Consider the following 16,912-nt stretch of genomic DNA (forward strand, 5'->3'; position numbering starts at 1 on the left):
TCAGACCGGCTCGGGCTCGCGGATCCGCTGGGAGATCACCGACGACACACCGTCGCCGCGCATGGTCACGCCGTACAGCGCGTCGGCGACCTCCATGGTGCGTTTCTGGTGGGTGATGACGAGCAGCTGGCTGTTCTCCCGCAGCTCCTCGTAGATCTCCAGCAGCCGGCCGAGGTTGGTGTCGTCCAGCGCCGCCTCGACCTCGTCGAGGATGTAGAACGGCGACGGCCGGGCCTTGAACAGCGCGACCAGGAAGGCGACCGCGACCAGCGACCGCTCACCACCGGACAGCAGCGACAGCCGCTTCACCTTCTTGCCCGGCGGGCGCGCCTCGACATCGATGCCGGTGGCAAGCATGTCGTCCGGGTCGGTCAGCACCAGCCGGCCCTCACCGCCGGGGAACAGCCGGCTGAACACGTGCTGGAAGGCGACCTCGACGTCCCGGTAGGCCTCGGTGAAGACCTGCTCGACCCGCTCGTCGACCTCCTTGACGATGTCCATCAGGTCGCGCCGGGACTTCTTCAGGTCGTCGAGCTGCTCGGACAGGAAGCGGTGCCGCTCCTCCATCGCCTCGAACTCCTCCAGCGCGAGCGGGTTGATCCGCCCGAGCTGGTTCAGCGCCCGCTCGGCCTGCTTGAGCCGCTTCTCCACCTTGGTCCGGTTGAACGGCTCACCTTCGAGCTCGAGGGTGTTCTCCTCGCCGTCCTTCGGCAGCGGCGGCACCAGCTGGTCCGGGCCGTACTCCGCGACCAGCGCGTCGACCTCGATCCCGAGCTCGCCCAGCGCCTTCTCGTACAGAGCTTCCAGCCGCATCTTCTGCTCGGCCCGCGCCAGCGCGTCCCGGTGCACGGTGTTGGTCAGCTGCTCCAGCTCGGAGCTCAGGTTCCGCGTCGCTGACCGGGCCTGCGCCAGCGACTGCTCGCGGTCCGCCCGCTGAGCCTGGATCGCGGCCCGCTCGGACGCGGCCAGCTGCAGCGAGGACTCCAGCCGAGCCAGTACGTGACCGGCGGCCAGGTGAACGGCCTGCGCCGCCTCTGCCTGCCGTGCCCTGCGTGCTGCCCGAGCGATCGCCCGGGCCCGCGCCTCGCGCTCCTGCCGGGCCGCGCGCTCCAGCGAGTCGGCACGGCCGGCCAGCGCCCGCGCCCGCTCCTCGGTGGTCCGCAGCGCCAGCCGCGCCTCCATCTCGGCCGCCCGGCCCGCCTTGGCCGCGTCGGCCAGCCGGTCCCGTTCGCTGGTGTCCGGCTCGTCACCGTCGTCGTCGAACTGCTCGGCGTCGGTGAGGCGCTCCTCCAGCTCGGCCAGACCGGAGAGGTTCCGGTCGCGCTCCTCCTCGGCCGCCGCGATCGCCTCGGCCATCCGCTGCGCCTCGCCGCGGGACGCCTTGGCCAGCGACCCGAAGTGGGCCAGCTGCTCGGCCACCGCGGCCATCGCCGCGTCCGACTCGTGCAGCCGGGCCAGCGTGATCTCGACGGTGTCCTTCTGCCGCGTCCGCTCGTCCTCGAGGGCCTGCAGCTCGAACCGCAGCCGCTCACTGCGCGCCGTCGCCTCGGTCAGCTTCTCCGCCGCCTCGTCGACCGCGGACTGCACCTCGATCAGGCTGGGCGCCGCGTCCGAACCGCCGTACGCGAAATGCGCTCCCAGTACGTCGCCGGCGCGGGTGGTGCAGGTGACGTCGGGCAGATGCCGGACCAGCGACTGAGCCGCCGGTACGTCGTCCACCACGGCCACCTTCCGCAGCAGCCGTCGCAGCGCGGGCCGCAGGCTGTCCGGGCAGTCCACGACGTCAACGGCGTACGACGCCCCGTACGGCAGCTGAGGCCAGGTCGTGTAGTCATCCGCCGGCGCGTCGCCCAGCAGCATCCCGGCGCGGCCGAGATCGTGCTGCTTCAGGTGGCCGACCGCCTGGAGGGCAGCGTCGGCGTGGGTGACCGCAACGGCGTCGGCGGCCTCACCGAGGGCGGCCGCGATCGCAGTCTCGTAGCCGGAGCGCACGCTCAGCAGCGCCGCCACCGAGCCCATCAGGCCGTTGACCTGCTCGGAGGCGGCCAGCAGGGCGCCGGCGCCGTCCTTCCGGTTCAGACCGAGCTCCAGGGCTTCCTTGCGCGCTGCCAGGCCGGTGCGCTCGCGCTCGGCGTCCCGTTCCTCCGCGCGCAGCTTGGCCAGCCGCTCGTCCAGCTCGTCGAGAACGGCCTGGGCCGCCTCGTACTGGTCGTCGAGGCCCTTCTCGCCGGCGTCGAGGCCGGCCACCTGGGTCTCCAGCGCGGTGAAGTCGTGCTGGGCCTTGGCCGCCCGGGCCTCCGCCTCCCGCATGTTGCTGGCGAGCCGGCCGATCTCGGACTCGGCGGCGGCCGCGCGGCTCTTCAGCGCGTTCACCTGGCCGGTCAGCCGGGCCAGGCCCTCGCGGCGGTCCGCCGCGGCCCGGATCAGCGCCGCGATCCGGCGCTCCTCCTCGGCCTCCTGCGACTCCAGCTGCTGGCGTCGCTCGACCGCCTCGGCGAGCAACTCGGAGTGCGCCTCGACCTCGGCCTCGATCTGCGCCTCGGTCTCGCGGACCCGGGCCGCCTCCAGCTCGAGCTCGTCGGGGTCCCGCCCGGCCCGCGGCTCCTCGGCCTCGTCGTTCAGCGACCGGATCCGGTCCGCCGCGATCCGGGCCGTGCCCTTGATCTTCTCGCTGAAGCCGGACAGTTGGTACCAGGTGTCCTGGGCCGCCTGCAGGGCCGGCGCGTCCTCGCGCAGCGCGTCCTCCAGCTCGGCCTCGAGCTCCCGGGCCTCCCGCAGCCTGGCCTCGGTCTCGGTCCGGCGCTCGGTCAGCCGCGCCTCGTCCTTGAGCTCGGCCTCCAGCGCGGACTGCGCCTGGACGATGTCGTCGGCCAGCAGCCGGGCCCGGCCGTCGCGGACCTCGGCCTGGATCGTCACCGCCCGGCGTGCCACCTCCGCCTGGCGCCCGAGCGGCTTGAGCTGACGGCGGATCTCGGTGATCAGGTCCCCGAGCCGGTGCAGGTTGCCCTCGGTGGCCTCCAGCTTCCGGATCGCCTTTTCCTTGCGCTTGCGGTGCTTCAGGACACCGGCCGCCTCCTCGACGAACCCGCGCCGGCCCTCCGGCGTGGCGCGCAGGATCGAGTCGAGCTGGCCCTGGCCGACGATGACGTGCATCTCACGGCCGATACCGGAGTCGCTGAGCAGTTCCTGGACGTCGAGCAGCCGGCAGTTCTGGCCGTTGATCTGGTAGTCGGACCCGCCGTTGCGGAACATCGTCCGGCTGATCGTCACCTCGGCGTACTCGATCGGCAGCGCGCCGTCGGTGTTGTCGATGGTCAGCACCACCTCGGCGCGGCCCAGCGGGGCGCGGCCGGAGGTGCCGGCGAAGATGACGTCTTCCATCTTGCCGCCACGCAGCGACTTCGCGCCCTGCTCGCCCATCACCCAGGCGAGGGCGTCGACGACGTTGGACTTGCCGGAGCCGTTCGGGCCGACGATGCAGGTGATGCCCGGTTCGAAGTTCATCGTCGTGGCCGACGCGAACGACTTGAAGCCTCGGAGCGTCATGCTCTTCAGGTACAAAGCGAAGCTCTCCAACCCGTGAAAGGACAGACGATACCGAAGGAACCGTCGTAACTGCTCGTGACGCTGCCGCTACCCGGGGGAAGTAGTTCCGCTTCGCAGTCTACAAAGACATTCCCGCGAACCGGTGGAGGCCGACCGGCAGATTGGCCGGCAATGGTGGGGGAGCTCAACATTCAGCGGACATGAAACCGGCGGAGGCCCGGACGGGGGCCACCGCCGTGGTTGTGCGGACGGTAGAGATGGAACTCTGGTGTCTGCGGCTCGGGTCCTCAGACCGAAGCGGGGGCGCGCAGAGCCTCGTCGACGGTGAGCAGCCGGCCCTCGTGGACCTGTGCGACGAGGTGGTCGTTCTCTGCCTGAAGACGCATCACGTGCGCCTCCAGATCGGCGACACGCCGGTTGAGCAGTCGAACCTGCTCGAGCATGCGCGGGTCAGTGCCTCCAAGGTGCCCTAGAAGAGCCTTGGCCATTGTGCTGTCCTCCGGAAGGGTTCTGGCCTGTGAGCGCCCCTGGTCCACGGAGCGCCTAACAAGTAATGTGTGCCGTCTTTCAGGGTGACACCGGCGGGGCCGACGGTCAACCTAGGCCCTCACTCTTTAACGATACCTCTCTCACCAGCGGGCCTGGCGCGGGACCGGCTGGCACTTCGGGCACCGGTACGACGAACGGTTCATGAACGGCTCGCGACGGATCGGCCGGCCGTCCCGCGGGCACGGCGAACCCTCTTGCCCGTAGACGTTCAGGCCGCGTTCGAAGTACCCGGACTCGCCGTTCACGTTGACGTACAGAGCGTCGAAGCTGGTCCCGCCGACGTCGAGCGCCGCGGCCATCACCTCATGGGCGTGCCGGAGAATCTCCTGTGCCTGAACGGGTTTGAGCGTTTCGGTGGCCCGGGCGTAGTGCAGCTTGGCGCGCCACAACGCTTCGTCCGCATAGATGTTGCCGATCCCGCTGACCACGTTCTGATCCAGCAGGGCCCGCTTCAGGCCGGTCCTGCGGCGCCGGATCGCGGCCACCGCGGCGTCCGGGTCGAACAGCGGATCGAACGGGTCCCGGGCGATGTGGGCGATCTCGGCCGGTAACTCAGCGCCACCGTCGGAGTAGGACAGACCACCGAACATCCGCTGGTCCACAAACCGGACCTCTCCGCCGTCGTCGGCGAACCGGAACCGGACCCGCAGGTGCGGCTCGTCCGGCGCGCCGACCGGCTGGACCCGGAACTGGCCGCTCATGCCGAGGTGGGTGAGCACCGCGTCCCCGGACTCCAGCGGCAGCCACAGGTACTTGCCGCGGCGGGCCGGTTCGGCGAACACCTGGCCCTTGAGCCGGGCCACGAAGTCGTCCGGCCCGGCGGCATGACGCCGTACCGGGCGGGGGTGCAGGACCTCGACGGCGTCGATGGTCCGGCCGGTGGTGAACTGCGCCAGCCCGCGGCGAACGACCTCTACCTCTGGGAGCTCGGGCACCTCAGGGCTGCGAGGGGTCCGTGCTGTCGGGGTGCGCGGCGCGCAGGGCCTTCCAGGCGGTCTCGGCGGCCTGCTGCTCGGCTTCCTTCTTGCTCCGGCCGATGCCGTGGCCGTAGGTGTCGGAGCCGATCCGGACCCGCGCCTCGAACGTCTTGGCGTGGTCCGGGCCGGACTCGGCGATCACGTACTCCGGGACGCCGACGCCGAGCTGGGCGACCAGCTCCTGCAGCGAGGTCTTCCAGTCCAGGCCGGCGCCGAGCCGGGCCGAGGACTCCATCAGGTCGTCGAACAGCTTGTGCACGACCTGGCCGGCGGTCTCGAACCCGCGGTCCAGGTAGACGGCGCCGATCAGCGCCTCGACGCAGTCGGCCAGAATGGACGACTTGTCCCGCCCACCGGTCGCTTCCTCGCCCCGGCCGAGCCGCAGGTACTTGCCCAGCTTGAGCTCGCGGGCGACGCCGGCCAGCGCGCGCATGTTGACCACGGCGGCACGCAGCTTGGCCAGCCGGCCCTCGGACAGGTCCGGATGGTTGCGGAACAACGACTCCGTGACGATGACGCCGAGGACGGAGTCCCCCAGGAACTCCAGTCGCTCGTTCGTCGGCAGCCCACCGTTCTCGTACGCGTACGAGCGGTGGGTGAAGGCGTGCTCCAGTAAGTTGTCAGCCAGCGATACGCCGAGCCGCTGGTTCAGCTCGGCGTAGAGCCCCGTTTCGTTGGCAGAGTTCACTGGGTTGGTGCCGTTTAGCTCTCGACGACCTGGCGACGCTCGCCCTTCGCGCCGTACTGGCCGCAGTTCGGGCAAACGGTGTGCTGCAGGTGCTTCGCGCGGCAGGCGGGGTTCACGCAGGTGACCAGCGACGGGGCAGTGGTCTTCCACTGGGCCCGGCGGCTGCGGGTGTTGCTGCGCGACATCTTCCGCTTCGGAACGGCCACGGTTATGACTCCTCGGTTCGGCCGGGGGCTGGTGAACCCGGCCGGCTGGCTGACGTGATGATCGGTATCTAGTTGTCCTGCGGTCGTTCGTCCTGCTGGAGCAGGCCGCTGAGCGCGGCCCAGCGCGGGTCGACCGCCTCCCCGTGCTTGTGGCCGGGCTCGTCCGCCAGGCGCACCCCGCAGTCGGGGCACAGTCCCGGACAGTCGTCCGTACACAAGGGCTGGAAGGGCAGCGCGAGCACCACCTGGTCCCTCAGCACCGGCTCGAGGTCGATCAGATCGCCCTCCATCCGGCTGGCCTCGTCCGGTTCGGCTTCGCTCTCCGGGTAGACGTACAGCTCCTGGACGTCAGCGAGGAACTCGTCCTCGATATCGACCAGGCACCGCGCGCACTCCCCGACCAGACGACCGCGGGCCGTTCCGGTGACGAGCACCCCTTCGACAACCGATTCCAGCCGTAGATCGAACTGGATCGGGTCGCCTTCGGGGACGCCGATCACGTCGATTCCGAGATCCGCCGGCGCCGGCGCCGTGAAGGAGACTTCGCGCTGGGACCCGGCGCGGCGTGTCAGCTCGTGCGTGTCGATCACGAGTGGGGACCGCGGGTCCAAGACGCTCAGGACATCCCCTTTCAAGGCGTGGGCAGGCAAGATCTCGGTCTCGTCGAGACCGGTGCTCAACATTACCAACTCCGCGGGCGAGTGCCCAATTCGGGGTGATTCTAGAGTTTCGCCAGTAACCGCGCGTGAACACCGGGCGGCACGAAGGCGGCGACCTCGCCACCCAGCCGGGCGATCTCCTTGACCCAGCTGGAGGAGATGAAAGCGTTTTCCGAACGGGTCGGCAGGAAGACCGTGTCCACCCCGGTCATGGCGTGGTTCAGCTGCGCCATCTGCAGCTCGTAGTCGTAGTCCGCGGCCGAGCGCAGCCCCTTGACGATCACGCCGGCGCCCTGGGCCCGGCAGTAGTCGACCAGCAGGCCCTCGAAGGTGCCGATCCGGACGTTCGGGTACGGCGCGGCGATCTCGGTCAGCATCGCGATCCGCTCGTCCACGTCGAACATCCGCTGCTTGGACTGGTTCACCCCGGCGGCCACGATCACCTCGCCGAAGGCGGCCGACGCCCGGGCGATGATGTCGAGATGCCCGTTGGTGGGCGGGTCAAATGTCCCCGGAAAGACCGCCGTGCTCATGGCGGTGACCGTACCAAAGCCGGGCTTCGCCGTACTTGCGGTCCCGCAGCGCGGCGAACCCGGGCGGCCACTCCCACGGCTCCCGCTTCCCGCGCTCGACCACGACGACCGCGTCCTCGGCCAGCCAGCCGTTCCCGGCCAGCGCGACCAGGACGTCCTGCAGGTCGCCGGTCTCCAGCTTGTACGGCGGGTCGGCGTACACCAGGTCGAACACCGCTGGACCGGCCCCGGTGACCAGCTTCTCCACCGGCCGGGTGAGCACGGTCGCCCCCGGCAGCCCGACTGTCCGGACGTTCGCCGTGATCACCTCGGCGGCCCGCCGGTCCGACTCGACCAGCACCACCCGCGACGCTCCCCGGGACAGCGCCTCGAGCCCGATCGCCCCGGACCCGGCGTACAGGTCGAGCACCGCGAGCCCGTCGAAGCTGCCGAACTCCGACTCCAGCGACGAGAACAACGCCTCCCGCACCCGATCCGCGGTCGGCCGCGTCCCCGTCCCCGGAGGTACGGCGATCCGCCGCCCCCCAGCCGCTCCCCCGACGATCCTGGTCACGGGGCCTCCCGGTCTGGACTGAGGAGCGGAGGGAGCGAAGCGACCGGAGTGACGAGGGAAGACCGGGAGTTGAAGCCCCGTGACCCCCGCGCCGGAGGCGCGGCATTCGACACAGTCACGTCTTCTCCAGGTACTCGGTGGTCTCCGATTCCAGTGCGCTCCGGACGAACGACCTGAGGGCCGGGTACTCGGCCAGCTCCGGGTCCACTGAGACGATCGAGTTGGCCACGTGCCGGGCGGCGAAGATGACGTCCTCGTCCCGCAGCACGCTGAGCAGCTTCAGGCTGCTCCGCCGCCCGGACTGCGCCACGCCCAGCACGTCACCCTCCCGTCGAGTCTCGAGGTCGATCCGGGACAGCTCGAACCCGTCCGTCGTGGACGCGACGGCGTCCAAGCGCCCGTACGACTTCGATCCGGCCCACTGATCGGTCACCAGCAGGCACAGCCCGGGCACCCGGCCCCGGCCGACCCGCCCGCGCAGCTGGTGCAGCTGGGAGATGCCGAACCGGTCGGCGTCCATGATCACCATCGTGGAGGCGTTCGGTACGTCGACGCCGACCTCGATCACCGTGGTCGCGATCAGCACGTCGACCTCGCCGGCCGCGAACCGCGACATCACCGCGTCCTTCTCGTCGGCCGGCAGCCTGCCGTGCAGGATCTCGACCCGCAGGTCGTGCAGGATCTCGGCCAGCGCCTCGGACACCTGCAGCACCGAGATCGGCGGCCGGGCCTGCTTCTTCGGACCGCCGTCTTCTTCCTCGCCCGCGACGAACTCGCCCTCCTCGTCGGCCGCGTTCTTCACGTCGTCGCCGATCCGCGGGCACACGACGTACGCCTGGTGGCCCTTGCCGACCTCCTCGCGGACCCGCTGCCAGGCCCGCTGCAGCCAGTCCGGCTTCTCCTTGGCCGGGACCACGGACGACTGGATCGGCGACCGCCCGGCGGGCAGCTCGGTCAGCGTCGACACGGCGAGGTCGCCGAACACAGTCATCGCCACGGTCCGCGGGATCGGGGTCGCGGTCATCACCAGCACGTGCGGGGTGTTGTCGCCCGACTTGGTGCTCAGCGCCGCCCGCTGCTCGACGCCGAACCGGTGCTGCTCGTCCACGACCACGAGCCCGAGGTCCGCGAACTGCACCTTGTCCTCGAGCAGCGCGTGCGTGCCGACCACGATCCCCGCGGCCCCGCTGGCCGCGTCGAGCATCGCCGTACGGCGGGCTGCCGCGCCGAGCGACCCGGTCAGCAGGCCGACCCTCGTCGCCCGCTCCGCGCCGCCGAGCATGCCCTCCTCGGCCAGGTCGCCGAGCATCTTGGTGAGCGTCTTGTGGTGCTGGGTGGCCAGGACCTCGGTCGGGGCGAGCAGGACGGCCTGGCCGCCGGAGTCCACCACGGACAGCATCGCCCGCAGCGCGACCACGGTTTTGCCGGAGCCGACCTCCCCCTGCAGCAGCCGGTGCATCGGGTGCGGCCGGGCCAGGTCCGCGAAGATCTCCTCGCACACCTCGGCCTGCCCCTCGGTGAGCGTGAACGGCAGCCGCTGGTCGAACTCGTCCAGCATGCCGCCCGCGGTCCGCGGCCGCGGTACGGCGTTGAGCTTGTCGGTGACCGCCCGGCGCTGGGCCAGGATCGTCTGCATCACCAGCGCTTCCTCGAACCGGAACCGGTGCTGGGCGTCGCGGATGTCCTTCTCGGTGTCCGGCAGGTGCACCTTCTGCAGGGCCTCCCGGAGCCCGAGCAGCTTCTCGTTGCGCAGGATCAGGTCCGGGACCGGGTCGTCGACGGTGTCGTCGAGGGTGTCCAGGACGATCTTGACCGACCGCTCGATCGTTGCGGTGGGCAACTTGGCGGTGGCCGGGTAGAGCGGCCGGAACGGCCGGGCCCGGCGCTCGATCTCGGCCTCGGTCAGGTCCTCGTCGTCGAGGATCTCGGTGCCCGGGCTCTTCAGCTGCATGATGTCGCGGAACATCGTCACCTCGCCCCAGAACAGGGCGGCGGTGCCGGGCGTCAGCTTGGTCGCCAGCCAGGGCTGGTTGAAGAAGGCCAGCTCCAGGTCGCGCCGGCCGTCGGTGACGACGACCTTGGTCAGCGTCCGGCGCCGGGCCCACTTCTGGACGTCGGCGAGCGGGATCTCGGCCTTGGAGTCGAGCGACCGGACGGTGACCTTCTTGACCCGGCCGTTCACGGTCGCCTGGTCGCCGACCTCGAGCTCGTCGAACGGGGTCAGCTCGCCCTTCTTCAGGTAGCGGCGCGGGTAGTGCCGCAGCAGCTCCCCGACCGTCTCCAGGCCGAGCACTTCCGCGAAGGTCTTGGCCGTCCTGGCACCGAGGAAGTCGCGGAGCTTGCGGTCCATGTCCGTCTTCATTCCACCCCGATCAGCAGCGGGTACCTGTCCTGACCTCCGTCGTACACCACGACATCGACATCTTTGCGGTTCCGCCGTACGTGCCGCTCGACGGCGACCACCAAAGCGGGCTCCACGCCGCGCCCGGTGACGATCGTGAGCAGCTCGCCACCGCCGCCGAGCAGCCGGTCGACCACGCCGATCGCGGCGTCCTCGAGGTCCTCGGTGATCAGCGCGAAGTCGCCGTCGACGACGCCCAAGGCGTCGCCGGTCCGGCACATTCCGGCCATCGTCCAGGCGTCCTTGACCGCGATCGTGACCGCGCCGTGCCGGGTCTGCCCGGCCGCGGCGGACTGGTGGACGACGTCGTCGTCGAAGCTGCGCCCGGGGTCGTGGACGGCGATCGCCGCCAGGCCCTGGACCTGGGCCCGGGTCGGGATGACGGCGACCCGGATCCCGTCCTGCCGGGCCGCGGTCGCGGCGGCCTCGGCGACCGCGATCGAGTCCTTGTCGTTCGGCAGCAGCACGATCTCCGGCGCCTGCGAGGTTTCGATCGCCTGGAGCAGCTCACCGGTCGAGCACCGCCGGCCGGGCCCGCCCATGATGGTGTGCGCGCCCGCCTCGGTGAACAACGCGGCCAGCCCCTCGCCGGCCACGACGGCGATCACCGCGCGGCCCGGGGCGGGGTCGTGGTGGTGGGCCTGGTCGGCGAAGTGGGTGACCCGGATCCGGTGCGGCCGGCCGATGTCGATGCCTTGCTCGATCGCGGCGCCCACGTCGTCGGTGTGGACGTGTACGTTCCACAGCCCGTCGCCGCCGACGACCACGACGGAGTCGCCCAGCCCGGCCAGGGTCTGCCGGAAGTCGCCGACCTTGTCGTCCGGCGCGTCCAGCAGGTACATCACCTCGTACGCCGGCCCGTCCTGGCTCTCGGCGCTCTCCCCCTGCGGCTCCACCCGCGCCGGTACGTCGACCCGCACGTGCCGGCCGGTCAGCACCGACTCCATCGCGCCGAGGATGACGACCAGGCCCGCTCCCCCGGCGTCCACGACCCCCGCACGCCGCAGTACGTCGAGCTGCTCGGTGGTCTTGGTGAGCGCCTGACGGGCGGACGCGACGGCGGCCAGGCAGACGTCCGCCAGGCCCTTGCTGTCGTTGGCGGCCGTCATCGCCCCGCCGGCGGCGGCCCGGGCGACGGTCAGCATGGTGCCCTCGACCGGCTGTGCGACCGCGCCGTACGCGGCGTCAGCGGCGTACCGCAGGGCGTCGGCGAAGGCGACGGCCTCACTCATCCGGGGATCGGCCAGTACGGCGTTCTCGTCGGCGTCCGGGTGTCGCGGCAGGTTCTCGGCCAGCCGGAGGCCGAAGGCGCGGACGAGCTGGGAGGTGATGACGCCGGAGTTGCCGCGCGCGCCGAGCAGCGCGCCGCGGCCGAACGCCTGGACGGCCTCGACGAACGTCAACTCACCCGCGGGCAGCGCGTCGCAGGCGGCCTCCCAGGTGAGGTAGAGGTTCGTCCCGGTGTCACCGTCCGGGACGGGGTACACGTTCAACTCGTCGATCTCGGTCCGCGCCCGGCCCAGCTCGGCCAGCGCGGTCCGAGCCCAGGCCCGCAACACCTCGACGCTCAGTTCCTCCACGCCCGGAAGGCTAACCGGTCGCCTTACCATGTGCTGTGCTCTCCCCGATCTTGTTCTCGGTTGCCGCTGACAGTTACGAGTGGGCGGTGCGGGAGATCCGGGCCGAGTTCGGCCGGGAGGTGCGGATCGAGCGGGTCGGCGCCGATCTCGGGCGTGTCGCGGGACCGCCGGTCGAGGAGCTGGCCGCGGCGTGTGACGCCGGGCGGATCATCTTCGTCCGGCACCTGACCAGGGAGGTCGCGAGCTTCGAGGAGCTGCCGCCCGACTACGAGCTCGCCGACCTGGTGCTGGGCGAGTTGCACGACTATCCGAAGGCGCTCGCCGTTCAGGCCTGGACCGACGGAACGGGCACCGGTGGCTCCTACTACCACCGGCTGCACGACGCGCTCGCCGACCGCGGGGTGACGGTCACCCGATCCGGTCAAGACGTGGTCGTCTCCTGCTTCGCCGGCCGCCGGGGCATCCTCCTGGGCGTCAACCGCCTCGAGCACAGCCTGTCGGACTGGCCGGGTGGGCGGATGCGGCTGGCTCGATCGGACGACCGGGTGTCGCGCTCGGAGTTCAAGCTGGAGGAGGCGATCGCCACCTTCGGTCTGGAGTTGCCGGCCGGCGGGAAGGCAGTGGACCTGGGCGCCTCGCCAGGCGGCTGGACGCGAATTCTGCGGCTGCACGGGCAGGAGGTCTGGTCGGTGGATCCCGGCTCGCTGGACCCGCGGCTGCGCGGCGACCGCCGGATCCACCACGCGGCGACGACGGCCGGGCGGTTCTTCGCCGAGAACCGGGTCCGCTTCGACGTCGTGGTCAACGACATGCGGATGGATCAGGTGCTGAGCGCCCGGATGATGGTCGACGCGGCGGCGCACCTGCGCCGGGGCGGGCTCGCGGTGGTCACGCTGAAGGGTGGCGGGAAGAACCCGCTGGACGGGGCGCGGCGTGGGATGGACGTGCTGCGGCAGGAGTACGCCGTACTGCACGCTCGGCAACTGCATCACAACCGCAACGAGATCACGGTGGTGGCCAGACACGAATAGGCGCCCGGGATGATCCCGGGCGCCTGTTCAGGCCCTACAACGGAGAAAGCTGGGGTCAGCCGACGACGCGCTGGACCTTGCCGGCCTTGATGCAGGACGTGCAGACCTTCAGGCGGGTCGGGGTGCCCTTGATGAGCGCCCGGACCGGCTGGATGTTGGGGTTGAACCGCCGGGGCGTGCGAGCCTTGACCCGGCGGATCATCGCGCCCTTACCCAGGCGGGCAACGTTGTTGCCGAACGTCGGCTGCTTGCCGCAGACATCGCACTTCTTAGACATGATTCTCCGTGTTCAGGGTCGTGACACCGACAGACCATGTTACATGGGCGTCTGCGCACGACCAATTCGGCTCGGGACGTGGTTCGGCTGGGCGTTCAGGCTGTGAGCCAAGCCACTTCCTCGTCGGTGAGGTCCACCGACAACCCCGGCATCGAGGTCCTGGTCTCGCTGATGTGCCGCGGCCCGATCAGCGGGAACACCGGGTACGGCTGGTGCAGCAACCAGGCTAGCGCGATCGCGGTCGGCTCGACGCCCTTGGCGGCGGCGAGCTCGCGGGCCCGGTCGAGCCGCCGGAAGTTCTCGTCGGAGTAGAAGCAGCGGACCAGTTCCTCGTCCGAGCGGTCCTCCGGCGTGGCCCGGCCGGTGAAGAACCCGCGGGCCTGGCTGGACCACGGGAACAGCGCGACCTGCCGGTCCCGCAACCACGCCTGCGACTCGTCGTCGGCGACGTGCCGGCAGCCCTTCCACGGTACGTCGTACGCCCGGGCCAGGCTCAGGTGGTTGCTCAGCAGGGTGAACGGCTGCTTGCCGTTCGCCTCGGCGTACGCGTTGGCCTCGTCGAACCGCGCGGTGGACCAGTTGGAACCGCCGTACGCCTTGATCCGGCCGGCCTTGAAGTGCTCGTCCAGGACGTCGACGAACTCGCCGACCGCGATCTCCTCGTTGTCGCGGTGCATCAGGTAGAGGTCGACGTGGTCGGTCTGCAGCCGCTCGAGGCTCTCGTGCAGCTGCCGGGTGATCGACTCGGGGTCGCAGTGCGGGGTGTGGGCGCCCTTGCCGATCACAACGACCTGGTCGCGGTTGCCGCGGGATGTGATCCACTGGCCGAGCAGCTTCTCACCGCGTCCGCCGCCGTAGATGTACGCCGTGTCGAACGTCGTGCCGCCGCGCTCGACGAAGTCGTCGAAGATCGCCGCCGCGTGGGTCAGCGTCTGCTGGTTGTCCACGCCCATCACGAGCCGGGACACGTCCTTGTCCAGACCGGGCACGCGGCCGTACTTCATCGGGGCGTCGGCGCGCTTGGCGAGCGGCCGTCCGGTCGCGGTCGGGATGATCGCGTCGTCCCGCTCGCTCGCGTACTGCTGCCCGATCGCCTTGCGCCACTCGTCCTGGACGGCCAGGTTGCCGAGGGTGTCGGCCCAGCTCATCTCGGGCGCCTGCCGCTGCTCGATCGCGGCCGCGACCGCCTCGGCCTCGGCGGCGTAGATGAGGGCGGGCTCGGCGGAGATGTCGCGCGGCTCCTCCCCCGCCTTGTGCAGGGTGACGTGGGTCGGCTTGCCGTCGCCGCCGAACCACGGGTCCTCGACGACGAGGTAGCCCTCGCTGCCGTAGATCCGGACCTGGTTGTCGTCGCGGAGCCGGACGCCGGTGCTCACCTGGGCGGTCACGCCGCCGTCGAAGAACAGCGTCGCGACCGACCACTCGTCGGCGCCGGTCTCGCCGACGTGCCCGACCGCGGTCACCGCGGCCGGGTCGGCGAACGGCTGCCCGGTCGCGGCGCCGGCGATCAGCCGGGCCATCGAGACCGGGTAGCCGCCGACGTCGAGGATGCCGCCGCCGGCCAGCTCGTCGGCGAAGATCCGGCTCTCCGGCCGGTACGACGAGGCGAACGCGAAGGTGGCCTGGATCTGGTGGACGGTGCCGAGCTCGCCGTCGCGGACCAGCTGGGCGATCAGCTTGGTCTGCGGCAGGCAGCGGTACATGTACGCCTCCATCAGGAAGACGTCGTTGGCGACCGCGGCCTCGATCATGGTCTCGGCCCAGGCCTTGTTGATCGCCAGCGGCTTCTCGCACAGCACGTGCTTGCCGGCCTCGGCGGCCTTGATCGCCCACTCCGGGTGCATCGGGTGTGGTGTGGCGACGTACACCGCGTCCACGGTTTCGTCGGCCAGCAGGTCGTCGTACGAACCGTGCCGGTTCTGGATGTCGTGCTTGTCCGCGAAGGTGTTGGCCGAGTCGACGGACCGGCTGCCGACGGCGACGACCGTGTTGGCCGCCGACGTCGGCACCTGGCCGGCGAACCGGGACGCGATGTTCCCGGTGCCGATGATTCCCCAGCGGAGGGTGGTGTCAGTCAAGAGGTGTCCCGTTCGGTTGTGGGGTCAGAACTTCATGGCGCCGGCGGCGATGTCGGCGATGAAGTGGCGTCCACCGATGATGAAGACGCCGATGAGTGGGATCACACTCATCAAAGCACCCGCCATCACCATGGAGTAGTCGGTTCCGTAGATGCCGTTCAGCTGCTGCAGCGCGACCTGGAGCGGCAGCTTGTTCGGATCGGTCATCACGATCAACGGCCACAGGTAGTCGTTCCAGACGTTGATGAAGGTGAAGATGCCCAGGAACGCCAGGCCCGGCCGCAGCACCGGGATGCCGACGGTGAGGTACTGCCGGAAGAAGCCGGCGCCGTCGACCTTGGCGGCCGAGATGAGCTCGTCGGGGATGGCTCCGCGGGCGTACTGGCGCATCCAGAAGATGCCGAACGCGTTCGCCGCGCCGGGGATGATCAGCGCCTTCAGCGACCCGATCCAGCCGAACTCGGCCAGTGTCACGAACTGCGGCACCAGCGACAGCTGGGCCGGGATCATGAACGTTGCCAGCAGCAACCCGAACAGCCAGTTGCGGCCGGGGAACTCGTACTTGGCGAACGCGAACGCGGCCAGCGAGTCGAAGAACAGCACCAGCACGGTGACCGCCAGCGAGACGATCAGCGTGATCAGCATCGAGCCGAAGAAGTCGATGTTGTCGAGCACCTTGCCCATGTTCTCGAACAGGTGCGAGCCGATCACGAGTTTCGGCGGGTAGCTGAAGATGTCCGGCGTGGTGTTGGAGGCCATCACGACCATCCAGTAGAACGGGAAGATCGACAGCACGACGCCGAACATCAGCACGACGTGGCTGATGATGTTGCGGGTCCGGTCAGCTCGCATCGGCGTTCTCCTTCGCGTTGCGGCGGGCGGCGCGCCGGCCGATCCGGTCCTCACCACCGCCGATCAGCCGCCAGTTGATGATGCTGAACAGCACGATCAGGATGAACAGCGCCCAGCCGATCGCGGCGCCGTACCCGAACTGGTTGTCCAGGAACGCGCTCTCGTACAGGTACGACACGATCGTCATCCCGGCCCCGCCCGGTCCGCCGGTGTCGCCCAGCAGCACCTGGGACTCGGTGAAGATCTGCAGGCCGCCGATGGTCGAGGTGACCGCGGTGAACAGGATCACCGGGCGCAGCAGCGGGACGGTGATCCGCCAGAACGTCTGCCGCGGTGACGCGCCGTCGACCTTGGCCGCCTCGTAGACGTCGTTGGAGATCGCCTGCAGGCCGGCCAGGAAGATGATCGCGTTGTAGCCGACCCAGCGCCAGGTGACGATGGTGGCGATCGCGATCTTGATCCCCCACGGCTGGGTGAGCCACTCGATCTTGGTCAGCCCGATCGACTGCAGGAACGCGTTCAGCAGGCCGAAGTTGTTGCTGAAGATCGAGCCGAACACCATCGTGACGGCCACGATCGAGGTGACGTTCGGGATGAAGTAGGCGACCCGGTAGAAGCTGCGGAACCGGGTCGCGTTGTGCAGCGCGTTCGCGATCACCAGCGCCAGCAGCAGCATCGGGACCGTCGAGAGCACCCAGATGACGAGCGTGTTCCCGATCGACTGCCAGAACTTCGGGTCGGCGAGCAGGTAGCTGTACTGCTCCAGCCCGACCCACTTCATCTGGCCGATGCCGTCCCAGGAGTGGAACGAGATCCAGATCGAGAACAGCACCGGGAAAGCGCCGAACACCGCGAACAGGATGAAGAACGGCGAGATCGCGGCGTACTGCGGCAGCGCCTGGCGGTACTTGCCCGGCGGCTTCTGGCCGGGGTCCTTGGTGGTGCTGATCGCGGCCGGGAGGGTCTTGCTGGTGACTGCCAT

At 70.0% G+C, this 16,912-nt stretch carries 15 protein-coding genes; 1 reads left to right on the top strand and 14 read right to left on the bottom strand.

The window, feature by feature from the left end:
• From smc to ACWCOV_RS01900, 10 genes are all read right to left on the bottom strand, one after another.
• Positions 1-3,561 carry a chromosome segregation protein SMC gene (gene smc, locus ACWCOV_RS01855; protein ID WP_449827562.1) on the bottom strand — a complete coding sequence of 1,187 codons (3,561 nt, stop codon included), beginning with the start codon at positions 3,559-3,561 and terminating at the stop codon, positions 1-3.
• A gap of 272 nt (positions 3,562-3,833) precedes the next feature.
• On the bottom strand, positions 3,834-3,989 hold the full coding sequence (locus ACWCOV_RS01860) for a hypothetical protein (RefSeq protein WP_233712037.1): 156 nt from the start codon (positions 3,987-3,989) through the stop codon (positions 3,834-3,836).
• A gap of 186 nt (positions 3,990-4,175) precedes the next feature.
• Positions 4,176-5,030, bottom strand: coding sequence for a bifunctional DNA-formamidopyrimidine glycosylase/DNA-(apurinic or apyrimidinic site) lyase (gene mutM / locus ACWCOV_RS01865; RefSeq protein ID WP_449827321.1), 855 nt, complete (start codon positions 5,028-5,030; stop codon positions 4,176-4,178).
• Between the two features lies 1 nt (position 5,031).
• Entirely contained in the window at positions 5,032-5,760 is a 729-nt protein-coding gene (gene rnc, locus ACWCOV_RS01870; protein ID WP_449827322.1) for a ribonuclease III, read from the bottom strand.
• Between the two features lie 14 nt (positions 5,761-5,774).
• Entirely contained in the window at positions 5,775-5,966 is a 192-nt protein-coding gene (gene rpmF / locus ACWCOV_RS01875; RefSeq protein WP_130387616.1) for a 50S ribosomal protein L32, read from the bottom strand.
• A 68-nt stretch (positions 5,967-6,034) separates the two neighbouring features.
• On the bottom strand, positions 6,035-6,556 hold the full coding sequence (locus ACWCOV_RS01880) for a YceD family protein (protein ID WP_449827563.1): 522 nt from the start codon (positions 6,554-6,556) through the stop codon (positions 6,035-6,037).
• Positions 6,557-6,687: 131 nt separating this feature from the next.
• Positions 6,688-7,158: a pantetheine-phosphate adenylyltransferase gene (gene coaD, locus ACWCOV_RS01885; protein ID WP_449827323.1), complete on the bottom strand. Its 471-nt coding sequence runs from the start codon at positions 7,156-7,158 to the stop codon at positions 6,688-6,690.
• A complete protein-coding gene (gene rsmD, locus ACWCOV_RS01890; RefSeq protein WP_449827324.1) occupies positions 7,127-7,711 on the bottom strand; it encodes a 16S rRNA (guanine(966)-N(2))-methyltransferase RsmD in 585 nt (194 codons plus the stop codon). The genes coaD and rsmD overlap by 32 nt, the downstream gene beginning before the upstream one ends.
• 115 nt (positions 7,712-7,826) lie before the next feature.
• The gene (gene recG / locus ACWCOV_RS01895) at positions 7,827-10,073 is read right to left on the bottom strand and encodes an ATP-dependent DNA helicase RecG (RefSeq protein WP_449827325.1); all 2,247 of its coding nucleotides are present in this window, start codon (positions 10,071-10,073) and stop codon (positions 7,827-7,829) included.
• A complete protein-coding gene (locus ACWCOV_RS01900) occupies positions 10,070-11,692 on the bottom strand; it encodes a DAK2 domain-containing protein (RefSeq protein WP_449827326.1) in 1,623 nt (540 codons plus the stop codon). The genes recG and ACWCOV_RS01900 overlap by 4 nt, the downstream gene beginning before the upstream one ends.
• Before the next feature lie 35 nt (positions 11,693-11,727).
• Between ACWCOV_RS01900 and ACWCOV_RS01905 the strand changes: the two genes are divergently transcribed.
• Positions 11,728-12,723 carry an SAM-dependent methyltransferase gene (locus ACWCOV_RS01905; protein WP_449827327.1) on the top strand — a complete coding sequence of 332 codons (996 nt, stop codon included), beginning with the start codon at positions 11,728-11,730 and terminating at the stop codon, positions 12,721-12,723.
• A 55-nt stretch (positions 12,724-12,778) separates the two neighbouring features.
• On the opposite strand, the gene rpmB is transcribed toward ACWCOV_RS01905, so the two are convergent.
• The 4 genes from rpmB to ACWCOV_RS01925 all read right to left on the bottom strand — a co-directional run bounded on the left by rpmB (position 12,779) and on the right by ACWCOV_RS01925 (position 16,912).
• A complete protein-coding gene (gene rpmB / locus ACWCOV_RS01910; protein WP_131355194.1) occupies positions 12,779-13,000 on the bottom strand; it encodes a 50S ribosomal protein L28 in 222 nt (73 codons plus the stop codon).
• Between the two features lie 95 nt (positions 13,001-13,095).
• Positions 13,096-15,078, bottom strand: a complete 1,983-nt coding sequence (locus tag ACWCOV_RS01915) for an aldo/keto reductase (RefSeq protein ID WP_449827328.1) — start codon at positions 15,076-15,078, stop codon at positions 13,096-13,098.
• Between the two features lie 24 nt (positions 15,079-15,102).
• Positions 15,103-15,930 carry a carbohydrate ABC transporter permease gene (locus ACWCOV_RS01920; RefSeq protein ID WP_449827329.1) on the bottom strand — a complete coding sequence of 276 codons (828 nt, stop codon included), beginning with the start codon at positions 15,928-15,930 and terminating at the stop codon, positions 15,103-15,105.
• Entirely contained in the window at positions 15,920-16,912 is a 993-nt protein-coding gene (locus tag ACWCOV_RS01925; RefSeq protein WP_449827330.1) for a carbohydrate ABC transporter permease, read from the bottom strand. The genes ACWCOV_RS01920 and ACWCOV_RS01925 overlap by 11 nt, the downstream gene beginning before the upstream one ends.

This window comes from Kribbella sp. NPDC002412, assembly GCF_053592935.1.

Excerpts from the sequence above, each read along its gene's own strand:
- ACWCOV_RS01860 (WP_233712037.1), bottom strand. The coding sequence starts at position 3,989 with ATGCTCGAGCAGGTTCGACTGCTCAACCGGCGTGTCGCCGATCTGGAG.
- coaD (WP_449827323.1), bottom strand. The coding sequence starts at position 7,158 with ATGAGCACGGCGGTCTTTCCGGGGACATTTGACCCGCCCACCAACGGG.
- recG (WP_449827325.1), bottom strand. The coding sequence starts at position 10,073 with ATGAAGACGGACATGGACCGCAAGCTCCGCGACTTCCTCGGTGCCAGG.
- rpmB (WP_131355194.1), bottom strand. The coding sequence starts at position 13,000 with ATGTCTAAGAAGTGCGATGTCTGCGGCAAGCAGCCGACGTTCGGCAAC.
- ACWCOV_RS01920 (WP_449827329.1), bottom strand. The coding sequence starts at position 15,930 with ATGCGAGCTGACCGGACCCGCAACATCATCAGCCACGTCGTGCTGATG.
- ACWCOV_RS01925 (WP_449827330.1), bottom strand. The coding sequence starts at position 16,912 with ATGGCAGTCACCAGCAAGACCCTCCCGGCCGCGATCAGCACCACCAAG.